The organism is Bradyrhizobium sp. 2TAF36 (assembly GCF_052114925.1).
Taxonomy (GTDB): domain Bacteria; phylum Pseudomonadota; class Alphaproteobacteria; order Rhizobiales; family Xanthobacteraceae; genus Bradyrhizobium; species Bradyrhizobium barranii.
Genome location: NZ_JBFRFR010000127.1, coordinates 1 through 13,975 on the forward strand (window position 1 = coordinate 1; position 13,975 = coordinate 13,975).

The following is a 13,975-nucleotide window of genomic DNA, read 5'->3' on the forward strand; positions in this document are numbered from 1 at the left end:
ATGCACGACCTCGCCGGCTACACGCCGTTCGCGGGCCGCAAGCTGAAGGGCTGGCCGGTTAGCGTTCTCTCGCGCGGCCGGGTGATCATCGACGGCAACAAGTGCCTCGCGGAGGCCGGCAGCGGCAAATTCCTGGCGCGCGGCGGCGGGCTGCACATCCACTTGGCGCCCTCGGCACCCGGCTTGTCGAGATCGTTTGCGGTGAGGAACAGATATTGCGGACAGGTCTCGGCGAAGACCTTCAACCCCTGCCCGCGCGAATCGCGGATGACCTTGGCGCCTTCGGCCGTGGACACATGGAAGATCATGATGGGCTGGTCGATCAGCGCCGCCATGCCGATCAGCCGGGTAAAGGCTTCCGCCTCCGACACGCGGGCATGGCTGACGGCGTGGTATTTCGGCATGGTGTAGCCGCGCGCAAGCAGGCGCTTCACCATCCAGGCGATGATGCCGTGATTTTCGGCATGGGCGCACAACATCGCGCCGGACTGGCGTGCGGCCAAGAGAATGTCGAGCAGCGGCTCATCGTCGACCTTGAGCCGGTCATAGGTCATGAAGATCTTGATCGAGCCATGGCCCTGCTTCACCAGCGCCGGAATGTGCTCCTCGACCGTCTCCTTGGTCGCATCCGCAATGATCATGTGGAAGGCGTAGTCGATCACGGCGCCCTTCTTGGCCAGCGCGTGATAATCCTCCACCACCTGCGGCAGCTTCATGCCGACATGCTGGGCAGCGAACGGGATCACCGTGGTGGTGCCGCCGAAAGCGGCAGAGACGGTCGCGCTCTCGAAGGTGTCGGCATTCATGATGCCGGCCGCGGACAACTGCTCGATATGGGCGTGGCTGTCGACGCCGCCGGGCAGCACCAGCTTGCCGCGCGCGTCGATCTCGCGCTTCGCCGCAGGCAGYCCGCGGCCGACGGCAACGATCGTCTCGCCGGAAATGGCGACATCGGCCTCGAACACGTCGGTCGTGGTGGCAACGCGGCCGCCGCGGATGATCAGGTCGTAGGTGGGTTCAGTCATGAGGCACTCCATGATATGCCTGAGCTACGTGATCGCCATTTCAAGGGAAGACCAACATGCCCCGGCCGCGCATTCTCGTCATCAATCCGAACTCCAACCCTGCGGTCACGCAAGGGCTGGAGGATGCGTTGAAGCCGCTCGGCTTCGAGGGCGGGCCGGAACTGGTCTGCCAGTCGCTGGCCGAAGGTCCGTTCGGCATTGAAAGCCAGGCCGACGTCGACGGCGTCGCGATGCAGCTGCGAAAACTGGTCGAAGGCGACAACAGCTCGGCCGCGTTCGTCATCGCCTGCTACAGCGATCCCGGGCTTCAGGTCTGCCGCGAAGGCACCGACCGGCCCGTGTTCGGCATCGCCGAGTGTGGCGCGCTGACGGCGCTGGCGCGTGCCGAAACCTTCGGCGTCATCGCGATTGCCCAGCGCTCGATCCCGCGTCACATGCGCTATCTCAGGCAGATGGGACTGACCGAGCGCCTTGCAGGCGAACGGCCGCTCAACATGAGCGTCGCCGAAACCGCCTCGGGCGAAGGCACGCTGGCGAAGATGATCGAGGTCGGCCGCGTGCTGCGCGACGAGGACGGCGCCCACGCCATCGTGATGGGCTGCGCCGGCATGGCGCGCCATCGCCGTCCGCTGGAAGAAGCGCTTGGAATTCCCGTGATCGACCCGACACAGGCGGCCGTCACCATGGCACTGGGTACGGTGCAGTTCTCGGCTCACTAGGCGTCCTTCAGCTCGTTGGCGTCCTGCCGCGCGAGCCATTGCGCGTGGCTCTCGCGCACAAGCGCAAACGTATCCCGCTGCGTCGTGTAGAGATTGCCGAACATGCGCCCGATCGGCCGGTAGGCGTCGAGATCGACATACATGTTGGTCTCGTCGACGAGGCCCTCCCGGGCATGAACCCGGAGCACCTCGCCGACCAGCAGTTCGCGATCGGGCGAGAAATTCAGTACGACGTGACGGCGGCATTCGAGAGCAAATGGTGCAGCCGCAAGGCGCGGCACCTTCACGTCAACTGAGGGAAACGTCGCAAGCCCGGTCGCCGCGACCTCGCTGTCACCAGAGGGAAAATCGACCGCGCAATCATTCATCGCGGCAGACAGCGCCTCATCCACCATGTGAACCACGAACTCGCCGTCGCGATGGATGTTGCGGGTGGTGTCCTTCGGGCCGTGATCCGGCTTGTGCTGGAGCCCGAGCACGATCAGTGCAGGGCTTTCGGAGAAGACATTGAAGAAGCTGAAGGGCGCGGCATTCACCGCTCCGTTCGCGTCCAGCGTCGTCACCAGCGCGATCGGCCGCGGCACGACCACGCCGCAGAGCAGCTTGTAGCGGTCGCGCGGATCGAGCTCGCGCAAGGAAATGCCGGATGTGCCCTTGTCCGCCATCGGCGTCACTTCTCCGGCGGCGGCACCGCGCCGGTCTGGCTGGTGATCAGGCCGTAATGCTCGATGCGGCGATGCTGGGCAAAATTGAAGATCGTGGTCTTGCCGAACGTCGTGGCGTCGAGATCGCAGGCGTGAACCAGGACTTCGTCGCCCTCCGTCTTGGCCTCGGCGACGATCTCGCCATCGGGATCGACGATCAGGCTGCCGCCGAACAGCGGATGGCCGTCCTCGACACCCGCCTTGGCCACCGCGACCACCCAGGTCGCGTTCTGATAGGCGCCGGCCTGCACCGAGAGACGGTTGTGGAACAGCCGCTTCTCGACGCCCTCCTCGCTCTTCTCCGCATTCACCGACGGCGTGTTGTAGCCGATCAGCACCATCTCCACGCCCTGCAAGCCCATGACGCGATAGGTCTCGGGCCAGCGCCGGTCGTTGCAGATGGCCATGCCGATGATGCCGCCCAGCTCGCGCCAGACATTGAAGCCGAGATCGCCCGGCTCGAAATAACGCTTCTCCAGATGCTGGTGCGACCGCTTGGTGTCGTAGTCCACATGCCCTGGCAGATGGACCTTGCGATATTTGCCGACGATCTTGCCGGACTTGTCGGTCAGGATCGCGGTGTTGAAATGGTGGCCGTCCGGCGTCAGCTCGGCATAGCCGAAATTCATCGCCATCTGATGCTGCGCCGCACGCTCGAACAACGGCTTGGTCGCTGCGTTCGGCATCTCGCGCTCGAACCAGATGTCGGCCTCCGCCCGGTCCTCCGAATACCAGCGCGGGAAGAACGTCGTCAGTGCCAGTTCCGGGTAGACGATCAGGTCGGCGCCTTTGGCTTTCGCCTCGTCCATCAGCGCGATCATGCGCCTGACCACGGCCTCGCGGCTGTCGGCCTTCTGGATCGGGCCCATCTGGGCGGCGGCAACAGTGACGATACGCATCAGCGAGTTCCTGATTTCTTGGTGAGGCTGGGGATCGCAGCTTGAGGGGCGTGCCGGCGCGCGCAGCATAACGCGGTCCTGCGCCGTTTTTCCAGCCAAGCAGCTTTCATGCCGTCCGCCCCCATTCGGCATCCTGCAAAAGCCGCCAGTTGATCTTGTTGCTGGCGGTGCGCGGCAGCTCATCGACGAAGACGACGGCGCGCGGCGCCTTGTAGCTGGCCATCGCGCCGCGAGCCCAACCGACGATGTCGTCCGCCGAAATCGTCGCGCGCGCGGCTTCATCGAGCACCACCAGCGCCTTGACGGTCTCACCGCGGTAGTCGTCGGGGGTCGAGACGATGCAGCATTCCCGGATGGCGCGGTTCTGGTACATCGCGGCTTCCACTTCGGCCGGCCACACCTTGAAGCCGCTGACATTGATCATCCGTTTGAGGCGATCCACCGCGAAGAAATAGCCTTGGGCATCGCGATAGCCGAGATCGCCGGTGCGCAGGAACCGCTTTCCCGAGCGCTCGATGAAGGACTCAGCGTCGGCCTGCGGCCTGTTCCAGTAGCCTTGCAGCACCTGCGGCCCGTGCACGACGATCTCGCCGACGACATTGTCGTCGAGCTCGATCAAGGTCTCGGGATCGACGATCCTCGCATCGGTCTCCTGCACGGCAATGCCGAGACACTGCCGCTTCGGGGCCGCCATCGGATTGAGATGGGTCGGCGACATCGTCTCGGTCATGCCGTAGCCCTCGACGAAATCGAGGCCGAAGCGGCCTTTGAGCCGTTCGGCTACCGCGGTCGGCATTGCCGCACCACCTCCGGTCAGCACCTTGAGTTTCGCAAAGCACCGATCGCGGAACCGGACGCTTGCGAGCACGTCGACGATCATGGTCGGCGCGGCGTTCCAGAACGTGACGCCGTAGGTCTCGAACAGATCCGGCAGCAGATCCTTGTCCCAGCGCGCCATCAACAGCAGCGTGGCGCCTGTTACCACCGCGGCGTTCATCGAGCCCTGCATGCCCGCGACATGGAACAGCGGCATGAAGCCGGTCATCACGTCGCTGCCGTCGAGTCCATACCAGCGTGCCTGCAGGACTGCGGTGAACAGCGCGCTGCGATGGGTATGCATGCAGGCCTTGGGCTTGCCTGTTGTCCCCGACGTATAGGGCAGGATCATGAGATCGTCCGGCCCCGCGCTCATTGCGCCTGGCTGCAAACCTTGCGCGATCGCAGATGACCAGGAATGCCAGCCTGGCGACGGCGGTATCTTCGACGGCGCCTCGGTGATGCATGAAGGCAGCGTATAGGGCGTGGCGGCCGGCACTTCGTCGCGATATTGTGCGACGATCGTATGGGAGATGGCTTCGCCCACCAGCGGCACGAATATTTCGCTCAGTTCGCTTCCAATGATCGCGACCCTGGCGCCGCTGTCTTCGGCAAGATACGCGATCTCAGCCGTCTTGTTCATCGGATTGACCGGCACGATCACGGCGTCCGCCCGCATCACCGCGTAGTAGGCGATGACATATTGCGGCGAGTTTTGCAGCGCGATCATGACGCGATCGCCGCGCTTCACGCCGCAAGCGTTCTGCAGGAAGCCGGCCAAGGCATCGACCCGTGCGCGTAGCTCGGCATAGCTCAGGCTCGCACCATAAAACACCGTCGCCGGGTGCGACGGCCGATCCTTCGCCGCGCGTGCCAGCGCGTCGTACAGCGTCCCCTCCGGCATCGCGAGATGCCAGGGCTCGTCCGCCGGCCAGGCCGGCGAGCGGTAGGACGCTGCGGGGTCTGCGCTCACCCGTGCTCCTCGTCTGCGATGTCGAGGCCGTGGTCGAGCGCATCCAGCAGCCGCTCGGCTTCCTGCTCCGAGATCACCAGCGGCGGCGCCAGGAACAGCGAAGTCTGCTCACCGCTGGTTCCAATCACGGCGCCCGCCTCCAGTGCGCGCTCCGCCACGCGCGAGGCGATCGGGACCTCCGTGGTGTCGGCATGCCAGGAGCGCCAATCCGGACCGTGCAGCTCCACCGTCCAGTGCAGCCCCTGCCCCGCCACGCGCTGCACACTCGGATGTTTTTGCGCGATCGCGAGCAGCCGGCGAGTGAACAACTTTTCCAGGCTCGCCACGCGCTCGAGGATTTTCTCTTCGCTGACGACCTTCAGGTATGCGCTGACGGCGGCCATGCTGATGGGATGGCCGCGCAGCGTGCCGTAATTCTGCCAGCTCGTGCCCTTGAGCCGCTCGATGATGTCTTTCGACACCACGACCGCCGCGACCGCAGCCGCTCCGCCGCCGAGCGATTTTCCGAGCGTCACGATATCGGGGCGGCTTTCAGCGCCCTGGAACGCGAACCAGCGGCCTGCGCGGCCCGCGCCGGTGACGACCTCATCCGCGATCCAGTACGATCCCGCTTGCCGGGCGTGGCGCGCCACCTCGTCCTGATAGGCGCCGTCGTAGTAGATGCCGCCCTGGGTGTAGTCGATGATCGTCGCCGCGGTGTCCGACAGCAGCCGCGTGGCATCCGTCAGATATTCGCTGGGCGGCGTGTTGTTGGCCGGCGCGCCATAGATCGCGCCATCCGGCGCCGGGAGAATCCGCACCGGTGCCATCGGCGCCGGTAGCTTCGAGCCGCCCGCGTGCACCGCGAGGCCGCCGTGCCATTGCGGCTGCACCGTCATGCTGCGCGACAGGCCGGTGATGCCGTGATAGGCGCGCTCGCGCGTCGCCAGCGCAGACCGCTGCGTCAGCGCCTGGCAGAGCGACAGCGCCATGTCGTTGGCCTCACTGCCGCTGATGCAGAAGCGCACCGCGCCGACCCAGTCGTCTTCGCCTTTGAATGCGGTGATCATCAGGTCGTCGGCGGCCTGTTCGCGGCCGACCCAGGTCCAGCCTTCGTTCACGACGGGCGTATCGGCCGCGCGGCGGATCGCCTCCACCATCGCGGGGTGACGATGGCCGAGGCCGCCGCCGGTGTTGCTGCCGTCAATCAGCTTGCGGCCATCGGACAGGTGAAAGTAGACGCCCTCGCCGCCGACGACGGCCATGGGCGCGCTGTCGCCCGCGTTCAGCCCGGTTCGCAACAATCTGCTCATCGCAATCCCCTCACTCCGCGGCCGCGGCGCCATAGCCGCCGCCGCCGCACATCTCGATCGTGACGAGATCGTCTTGCTGCAACACCAGGTTCGATTTGCCGTCGATGGCGACGTTCGCGCCCTGCCTGATCAGCGAGATGCGGCAGGCCTTGCCGGCTTCGCCGCCCTGCATGCCGAATGGCGGGATCACCATGCGCTCGATGCAGGTGGTCAGGTGCATCGAAGGCGCGAGGATGCGATAGGTGCGAACCGAGCCGTCACCGCCGCGATGCGCGCCCGCGCCGCCGGACTGCCGGCGAATGGCCTGCTGCTCCAGGCGGATCGCGTAGCTCGCCTCGATCACCTCGACCGGCGTGTTCGACGTATTGGAGAGATGCACGCGCGTCGCCGACATGCCGGCCCGATCATGCCGCGCGCCCTCACCACCGCCGTGAACCTCGTAGAGCATCTTCCACGAGCCGTTCTGACGCGGCTCGGCAAAGAACAAGACGCCCGCGGTGGTCGCGCCACCGGCTGACAAGCGCTCCGGAATAGTGTCCTGCATCGCGCGAAAAATCGCATCGACGATGCGCATGGACGTCTCGTGGTTGCCGGCGGCAACGGACGCCATCCAGCCCGGCTCCAGGATCGAGCCCGGGCGTGTGATGATGGTCAAAGGCCGGAGCGCGCCCGCATTCTGGTGCATGTCGCGGCCGCTCATGATGCGTGCGGCATAGGCGACAGCTGAGCGCGCCATGAACGGCGTCGTGTTGCAGAAATTGGAGACGCGATCGCAACTGCCGGAGAGGTCGAAGGTCGCCTCGTCGCCGCGAATGGTGATTTTCACATGGATGCGCGCAGGTGCATTGTTGACGCTGCCGTCGTCGAGATAATCTTCGCCCTCGTAGACGCCATCGGGCAGGTCGCGGAGCGCCTCCCGCATCTCGATTTCGGAGAGATCGTGCAGGCGCGATTGCGTCGCCGTGAACACCGCCTTGCCGTGCTCGCGGCAGAGTTCGACGATGCGCCGCTCGCCGGCCTTGGTCGCGGCGATCTGCGCGAGCAGGTCGCCCTCACAGGATTCGGGATCCCGGACGTTGGCCTTGAGCAGCTGCACGATCGGCGTATTGACGCCAGCTGACGTGGCGATCAGCACCGGCGGAATCCGCATCGCCTCCTGGAAAGTGTCGATCGCCTTGGCAAAATAGCTGCCGGGCCAGGTGCCGCCGATGTCGGGCCAATGCGCGAGGCTCACCGCGAACGCCACGATCTCGCCGTCGACAAAGACGGGACGCACGACCTTGACGTCGTTGAGGTGATTGCCGCCGAGCGCGCCGACATTGTAGATCAGCACGTCGCCGTCGTTCAGGCTCTCGACCGGAACGACCTTCAAGAGTTCGGGGATCGTGTAAGCCATCGCGCCGAGATGGATCGGGATGTCGCGGCCCTGCCCGACCAGGCCGCCGCGGCCATCCGTGATTGCTGATGAGAGATCGCCGGCCTCGCGCAGCAGCGGCGAGCGCGCCGAGCGCGTCATCACCAGGCTCATTTCCTCGGCCGCGGCCGAGAGCCCGTGCCTGATAACCTCGACGACGAACGGATCGAGCTTCATGCCGCCCTCCGCGTCAGGAACAGATTGCCTGATACATCGGGTTTAGCTTGCCAGCCCGGCGGGACCACCACCGTTGACCATGCGTCTTCGATGATCGCGGGGCCGCTGACGACATCGGCCAATTTGGCGCGATCGATGATGGCGGTCGGGATATCGTGGAGGCCGTCGAATGAGCAGGCTCGCTTGCCTGATGACACCGCCCTCACCGCAGTCGCCGGCCGGCTCACCACCGTCGTCGACGGGCGCCGCGCCTGCATGCGCACGGATTCGATGACGCAGGGCTCGCTGGTCGCATAGCCGAACAGTTCGTGATGCCGCGCCAGAAAGTCCTTCTTCAGCTTGGTCACGTCGAGCGGCAACGTGAACGGCACCGGAATGGCATCGTTCTGCGCCGCGTAGCGCATCAGCGCCACCAGCTCGACCTGGATCTCCGCCTGCGCAACGCCGTTGGCGATCAGCGGCGCCGACGCATCGTCCATCAGCGTCCCGATCCGCTCCGACACCCGGGCGAGATCGATACCGTCGAGGGCGGCGCGTAGCGTCTGCTGCTGGAGGAAGCTGAAATCGGCGGTGAGACAGCCCAGCGCCGAGAATGCGCTCGAAGCGCTCGGCACGACAACCTCTGCAATCCCGTAGAGATCGGCAAGGCCCGCGGCATGCATCGGACCGCCACCGCCGAAGGCGAGCAGCGTGCAGTCGCGTCCGTCGATACCACGTTCGACCGTGACGCGGCGAAGCGCACGGGCCATCGTCGCATTGGCGACCTTGATGATGCCGAGCGCGGTTTCGGTCAGACTCAGCCCCAGGGCGCGCGCGATCGGGTCGATGACGCGTTCCGCGGCCTTGATGTCGATGCCGATGCGGTCGCCAAGCTTGGTCTCGGGATTGAGATAGCCGAGCACGGCATTGGCATCGGTGATGGTCGGCTCAGTGCCGCCGCGGCCGTAGCAGGCCGGCCCCGGCTCGGAGCCGGCGCTCTCCGGCCCGACCGTCAGGCCGCCGGGACCGTTTCGCACGATCGATCCGCCGCCGGCCCCGATGGAATGGACCGCAAGCATCGGCTGACGCAGCGGCTTGTCGCCGAGCATGCGGCCGTCGGTCATCTCGGCCTGACCGTCGACGATCAGGCAGACGTCCGTCGTGGTACCGCCCATGTCGAAGGTGAGCATGCGCGATGTGCCGAGCTGGCGCGCGATGCTGACCGATGCGGAGACACCGGCGGCCGGCCCCGACATCGCCATCACCAGCGGCCGCCGCTTCACGGCCGAGATCGGGACCATGGCTCCGGCCGAATGAAACACCTGCAAGCCGGCGCCGATCGGCAGCCGCTGCTCCAGCTCGCTGAGATATTCCACCGCGATCGGCATCGCGGCCGCGTTGAACACGGTCGCGGACGTCCGTTCGTATTCGCGCGCCTCGGGATTGACCTCATGCGACAGCGAGACGTGGGCGACGACGCCCTTGAGGCGCTCGCCCAGCATCTTTTCGTGCACGGGATTGGCGTAGGCGTGAAGCAGTGCGACCGCGACGCTCTGCACGCCGGTCTGCTTCAGCCAGGCCACCAGACGCTCGATCTCGGTCTCATCCAGCGCCTTCAGCACCCGGCCCTCGTGATCGAGGCGCTCGGCGAGCCCAAAGCATCGTTCGGGCGGCACCAAAGGCGGTGATTTCGGCGGAATGTCGAGACGATAGAGATCGCGGCGGCGATAGCGCGCAATCTCCAGCACATCGGCGAACCCTTCGGTCGCGACCAGCGCCACCTTCGGCAGCCGGTTCTCGACGATGGCGTTAGTCACGCGCGTGGTGCCGTGCACGAAGCGCCTGACCTCGCTCTTGCGCAGGCCCACCGCCTCGATCGCCTCCAGCATCGCCTGAACCGGCGCGTCGGGGCGCGACGGCACCTTTGCGATCCGCGCCTCCGCGGAGTCACGCCTGATGGCGATGATGTCGGTGAAGGTGCCGCCGATATCGGTGCCGACTTCCCAGTGATTTTCGGAGGAACTCATGTGCGGGGTCAGTTACGGATGACGTCCGAACCGGACGCCGGGTGCTTGCCGTCCATCGCAACGTCCAATGCCAAACCGAGAGCGCTCATCATCATCCCCTGTCATGCCACCGCCTGCGAGCGTGCGACAGAGCGATGGGCTCGGGATAGGGCCAGAGTTGTCGCAAACCACTAGACCAGCGCAGGACCGACATCATGCAGCGCAACACCGGCTGCACGTTTTGGTGCAGCCATGCCCGCGCAGAGAGCACACGAACGCGAACCGTTCCACGCGACAAACGTGCAGCGCACCACGGATTTCTCCGCGCAAATCGTGACGCCCGCTGCACTGCAATCGGAGCACTCAAAAACGTCTGTCTAATTTCCAGGCGATTGAACGGCGTTGCGGGATAGCCGCATGCCTACGAGCTATGCACGACGGTCGGCTCAGCTTCTCTTTATTGTACGAACAGTAAGAGAGGATATTGCCGGGTCGGATGGTGCGTCGCGGCGACCGCTGCCGATGCAAGCCGCGATTCTCGCAAGCAGCGGCGCGGCATCCTCGACCCGCAGCCGCCCGTAGCCGAACACCAGGCCCTGCCGCGTCGGCTGCTCCAGAAAGTTTTGCGAGAGCGGCTGGACGTGGATGCCGGCCTGCTTCAGGACCGCGGCCGCTTCTCGGTCGCTCCTCCGTGCCTGCATCGCGTCAGTGAACAGCGCCACCAGATGCAATCCGGTGACGGCGGAGGATACGGTGAGATCGTCAGGCATCAGCGCTGTGATCGCATCGATCAGTGCCTTCCGGCGCGCGGCGTAGATCCGCCGCATCCCGCGCAGATGCCGCAGCAGGTGCCCTTCCCGCATGAACTCGGCCAGAGCGAGCTGTCCGATGCCGGAGGTATGCACATCGATGCGCGCGCGGCCCCTGGAAAAGCCCTCGATGAAATGCCTGTTGGCGACGATGTAGCCGAGCCGCAAATTCGGCATCATGATCTTCGAGAAGGTACCGAAATAGATCACCCGCCCCTCGCGATCGAGCGAGCGCAGCGAGGCGATCATGCTGTCCTGGTGCCTGAACTCCGAATTGTAATCGTCCTCGATCACCCAGACGTCGTTCTTGTTGGCCCAGTCGAGCAGTTCGAGCCGCCGCTCCAGCCCCATACTGACGCCGAGCGGATATTGATGCGACGGCGTGACCACGATCAGCTTCGCGCCCGGTGCGCGCCGGATTCCTTCTGAGACGACGAGGCCCTTGTCATCGACCGGAATTGGAACGAGCTTCGCGCCGGCGGCCGTGAGCGCCCACCGGGCCTCGACGAAGCCGGGCTCCTCGACCCAGACCTCGTCGCCGGGATCGAGGATCATCCGGCTGCAGAAATCAAGCGCGCCCGATGTGCCTGAGGTGACGACGACCTCTTCCGGCGAGCAGACGAGCCCGCGCACCGAGCCGAGGAAGTTCGCGATCTCGCTCCGCAAGCGCGGATGGCCCTCCGAGGGAAGATCGAGACACTCCTGCTCTCTTGGATTTTGCCAGGACTGGCGCAACAGGCGCGACCAGTCCTTGAATGGGAAGGTCGAGATGTCAGGCGCGCCCGGGCTGAATTCCGACGGCCAGTTGGTCTCGTAGTCGAAGGCAAGCAGCGAGCGCCAGCGCTCCGACATGTGGGCGGGCTTGGCCGCAGGCGACGTCGCGGACGAAGGCGCGGCATGTGGGGTCGCCACTGACGCCACCATGACACTGCCGCGCGGCATCGATGCAAGATAGCCCTCGGCGTAGAGCAGATCCCAGGCGGTCAACACCACCGTGCGCGAGCAGCCCAATTCGCGCGCGATCTCCCGGGATCCCAGAAATTGCGTTCCAGCCGGAAAGACGCCGCGCAAAATGCCGTCGCGGATGTGCGCCGCGATCTGCAGATGCAGCGGCACGGCCGAATTCCGGTCGATATGCATCCCGGCAAGGGACACGCGCTTGCTCGGGTGACGGCTGTTGTCCATGTCTCGCCCGTCAGGCAACGCAGGTCCTATCCACCGTCATTCCGGGGCGCGCCACTTGGCGCGAGCCCGGAATCCATTTTCCCTCTTTACGTGCGGCGCGATGGATTCCGGGTTCGCGCTTCGCGCGCCCCGGAATGACAACGCGACTCTTCCTTACGCGCTCGCCTGGGTCACGAACTTCGTGTTCAGGTAACCCTCGATCGCCTCGAGGCCGCCCTCGGAGCCGTAGCCGGAATCCTTGATGCCGCCGAACGGCACTTCCGGCAGCGCGAGGCCATGGTGGTTGATCGAGACCATGCCGCTCTCGATATCGGAGCCGATCGCCTGCATCGTCTTGGTCGAGGTCGTGTAGGCATAGGCCGCAAGGCCGTACGGCAGGCGGTTCGCCTCGGCCACCACCTCGTCATAGCTGCGGAACGATGTGATCGGGGCAAGCGGTCCGAACGGCTCCTCGTTCATGATGCGGGCATCGCGCGGCACGTCGGTGATCACAGTCGGCTCGAAGAAGAAGCCTTCGTTGCCGATGCGCTTGCCGCCGGCCTGCACCTTGGCGCCGCGCTGCACAGCGTCGGAGACCAGACCTTCCATGGCGTCGACGCGTCGCGGGTTTGCCAGCGGGCCCATGCGGGTGTCCTTGTCGAGGCCGTTGCCGACCTTCAGGTTCTTGGCCGCGGCGACGAACTTGTCGACGAAGGGCTGATACACGCTCTCATGCACCAGGAAGCGCGTCGGCGAGACGCAGACCTGGCCGGCATTGCGGAACTTGTTGGCCGAGAGGATCTTGGCGGCGTTGTCGAGATCAGCGTCCGCGAACACGATTGCCGGCGCGTGGCCGCCGAGCTCCATGGTGACACGCTTCATGTGCAGGCCCGCGAGTGCGGCCAGATGCTTGCCGACCGCGGTCGAGCCCGTGAAACTGATCTTGCGGATGATCGGGTGCGGAATGAGATATTCCGACACTTCCGACGGCACGCCGAACACCAGCTGGACGACGCCGGCCGGAATGCCCGCGTCGGCGTAGGCGCGCACCAGCTCCATGCAGCTTGCCGGGGTTTCTTCCGAGCCCTTGACGATGATCGAGCAGCCGGCGGCGAGCGCGGCCGAGATCTTGCGGACCGCCTGGTTGATCGGGAAATTCCAGGGCGTGAACGCGGCGACCGGGCCGACCGGCTCCTTGGTCACGAGCTGGGAGACATTGCCCATCCGCGGCGGCACGATGCGGCCATAGGCGCGGCGGGCCTCCTCGGAGAACCAGTCGATGAGGTCGCCGGCAAGCATGGTCTCGCCTTGGGCTTCCACGACCGGCTTGCCCTGCTCCATGGTCATCACGGGTGCGATCTCGGCGGCGCGCGAGCGGATAATGTCGGCGGCCTTGCGCATCAGCTTGTAGCGGTCGAACGGCGAGGTCTTGCGCCAGATCTCGAAGCCGGCCTTGGCGGCCTCCAGCGCGCGGTCAAGGTCCTGGCGCGAGGCGTGCGGGGTCTTGCCGATCGGCTGGCCGGTGGCGGGGTTGAGGATGTCCTCCGACTTGCCGGAGGTGCCGTCGGTCCACTCGCCGGCGATGAACATCTGAACTTTCGGGTACATCCCTGGTGTCTCCTGCATGATTTCGGCGGCGATCAGCATTGGCGCCCGGCCGCCTCATAAGTGAGCGCAGAGCTACACCGAAAGGCGGCCGGCGAAAAGAGATCAATGATGCCGCAGCAGCGCGAGGATGGTATGCGCAACAGACGACATGGCGTCGTCCCGATACGATTATTTTTCCGTCACACCAGGCTCGACTTGCCGCGGCTCAGCACCTCGCCCGCGCCCTTGTCGCCGACGATCCTGCCCTGCTCGTACACCACGCGGCCCCGCGCGATGGTGGTGACAGGCCAGCCGGTGACGTCAAAGCCCTCCCACGGCGTATAGTCCGCGCCGTGGTGCAGGTCGGCCTGCTGAATCGTCTTTGTCAGCTTCGGGTCCCACAGCGCGATG

The 13,975-nt window shown here is 65.6% G+C and carries 9 protein-coding genes and 2 pseudogenes; 1 reads left to right on the forward strand and 10 read right to left on the reverse strand.

All coding sequences use genetic code 11. The features are described from left to right. Positions 1–137: 137 nt before the first annotated feature. Positions 138–1,025: pseudogene (gene hydA, locus AB4Z51_RS41265) on the reverse strand (dihydropyrimidinase); the annotation flags it as partial. 56 nt (positions 1,026–1,081) lie between these two features. Here hydA and AB4Z51_RS41270 point away from each other — a divergent pair. Next, a complete protein-coding gene (locus AB4Z51_RS41270) occupies positions 1,082–1,744 on the forward strand; it encodes an aspartate/glutamate racemase family protein (protein ID WP_441499437.1) in 663 nt (220 codons plus the stop codon). On the opposite strand, the gene AB4Z51_RS41275 is transcribed toward AB4Z51_RS41270, so the two are convergent. The 9 genes and pseudogenes from AB4Z51_RS41275 to AB4Z51_RS41315 all read right to left on the reverse strand — a co-directional run. Beyond that, positions 1,741–2,409 (reverse strand): flavin reductase family protein, encoded by a 669-nt coding sequence (locus AB4Z51_RS41275; protein WP_201266220.1) that lies wholly within the window; start codon positions 2,407–2,409, stop codon positions 1,741–1,743. The two genes, AB4Z51_RS41270 and AB4Z51_RS41275, sit on opposite strands and share 4 nt — an antisense overlap. Before the next feature lie 5 nt (positions 2,410–2,414). Next, on the reverse strand, positions 2,415–3,347 hold the full coding sequence (locus AB4Z51_RS41280) for an N-carbamoyl-D-amino-acid hydrolase (RefSeq protein WP_028148445.1): 933 nt from the start codon (positions 3,345–3,347) through the stop codon (positions 2,415–2,417). 106 nt (positions 3,348–3,453) lie between these two features. Beyond that, positions 3,454–5,136, reverse strand: coding sequence for a long-chain-fatty-acid--CoA ligase (locus AB4Z51_RS41285; protein WP_354075049.1), 1,683 nt, complete (start codon positions 5,134–5,136; stop codon positions 3,454–3,456). Then, complete coding sequence (locus tag AB4Z51_RS41290; RefSeq protein WP_085403212.1) at positions 5,133–6,428, reverse strand: class-III pyridoxal-phosphate-dependent aminotransferase; 1,296 nt, start codon at positions 6,426–6,428, stop codon at positions 5,133–5,135. The genes AB4Z51_RS41285 and AB4Z51_RS41290 overlap by 4 nt, the downstream gene beginning before the upstream one ends. A 10-nt stretch (positions 6,429–6,438) precedes the next feature. After that, the gene (locus AB4Z51_RS41295) at positions 6,439–8,019 is read right to left on the reverse strand and encodes a hydantoinase B/oxoprolinase family protein (protein WP_085403146.1); all 1,581 of its coding nucleotides are present in this window, start codon (positions 8,017–8,019) and stop codon (positions 6,439–6,441) included. Further along, positions 8,016–10,025 (reverse strand): hydantoinase/oxoprolinase family protein, encoded by a 2,010-nt coding sequence (locus AB4Z51_RS41300; RefSeq protein WP_085403145.1) that lies wholly within the window; start codon positions 10,023–10,025, stop codon positions 8,016–8,018. Before AB4Z51_RS41300 ends, AB4Z51_RS41295 begins: the two co-directional genes overlap by 4 nt. Before the next feature lie 425 nt (positions 10,026–10,450). Beyond that, positions 10,451–11,998: a MocR-like pyridoxine biosynthesis transcription factor PdxR gene (pdxR, locus tag AB4Z51_RS41305; protein WP_085403144.1), complete on the reverse strand. Its 1,548-nt coding sequence runs from the start codon at positions 11,996–11,998 to the stop codon at positions 10,451–10,453. 153 nt (positions 11,999–12,151) lie between these two features. After that, positions 12,152–13,585, reverse strand: coding sequence for an NAD-dependent succinate-semialdehyde dehydrogenase (locus AB4Z51_RS41310; protein WP_085403211.1), 1,434 nt, complete (start codon positions 13,583–13,585; stop codon positions 12,152–12,154). A 179-nt stretch (positions 13,586–13,764) separates the two neighbouring features. Further along, positions 13,765–13,975: pseudogene (locus AB4Z51_RS41315) on the reverse strand (dihydropyrimidinase); the annotation flags it as partial.

Excerpts from the sequence above, each read along its gene's own strand:
- AB4Z51_RS41270 (WP_441499437.1), top strand. The coding sequence starts at position 1,082 with ATGCCCCGGCCGCGCATTCTCGTCATCAATCCGAACTCCAACCCTGCG.
- AB4Z51_RS41275 (WP_201266220.1), bottom strand. The coding sequence starts at position 2,409 with ATGGCGGACAAGGGCACATCCGGCATTTCCTTGCGCGAGCTCGATCCG.
- AB4Z51_RS41280 (WP_028148445.1), bottom strand. The coding sequence starts at position 3,347 with ATGCGTATCGTCACTGTTGCCGCCGCCCAGATGGGCCCGATCCAGAAG.
- AB4Z51_RS41290 (WP_085403212.1), bottom strand. The coding sequence starts at position 6,428 with ATGAGCAGATTGTTGCGAACCGGGCTGAACGCGGGCGACAGCGCGCCC.
- AB4Z51_RS41295 (WP_085403146.1), bottom strand. The coding sequence starts at position 8,019 with ATGAAGCTCGATCCGTTCGTCGTCGAGGTTATCAGGCACGGGCTCTCG.
- AB4Z51_RS41300 (WP_085403145.1), bottom strand. The coding sequence starts at position 10,025 with ATGAGTTCCTCCGAAAATCACTGGGAAGTCGGCACCGATATCGGCGGC.
- pdxR (WP_085403144.1), bottom strand. The coding sequence starts at position 11,998 with ATGGACAACAGCCGTCACCCGAGCAAGCGCGTGTCCCTTGCCGGGATG.
- AB4Z51_RS41310 (WP_085403211.1), bottom strand. The coding sequence starts at position 13,585 with ATGTACCCGAAAGTTCAGATGTTCATCGCCGGCGAGTGGACCGACGGC.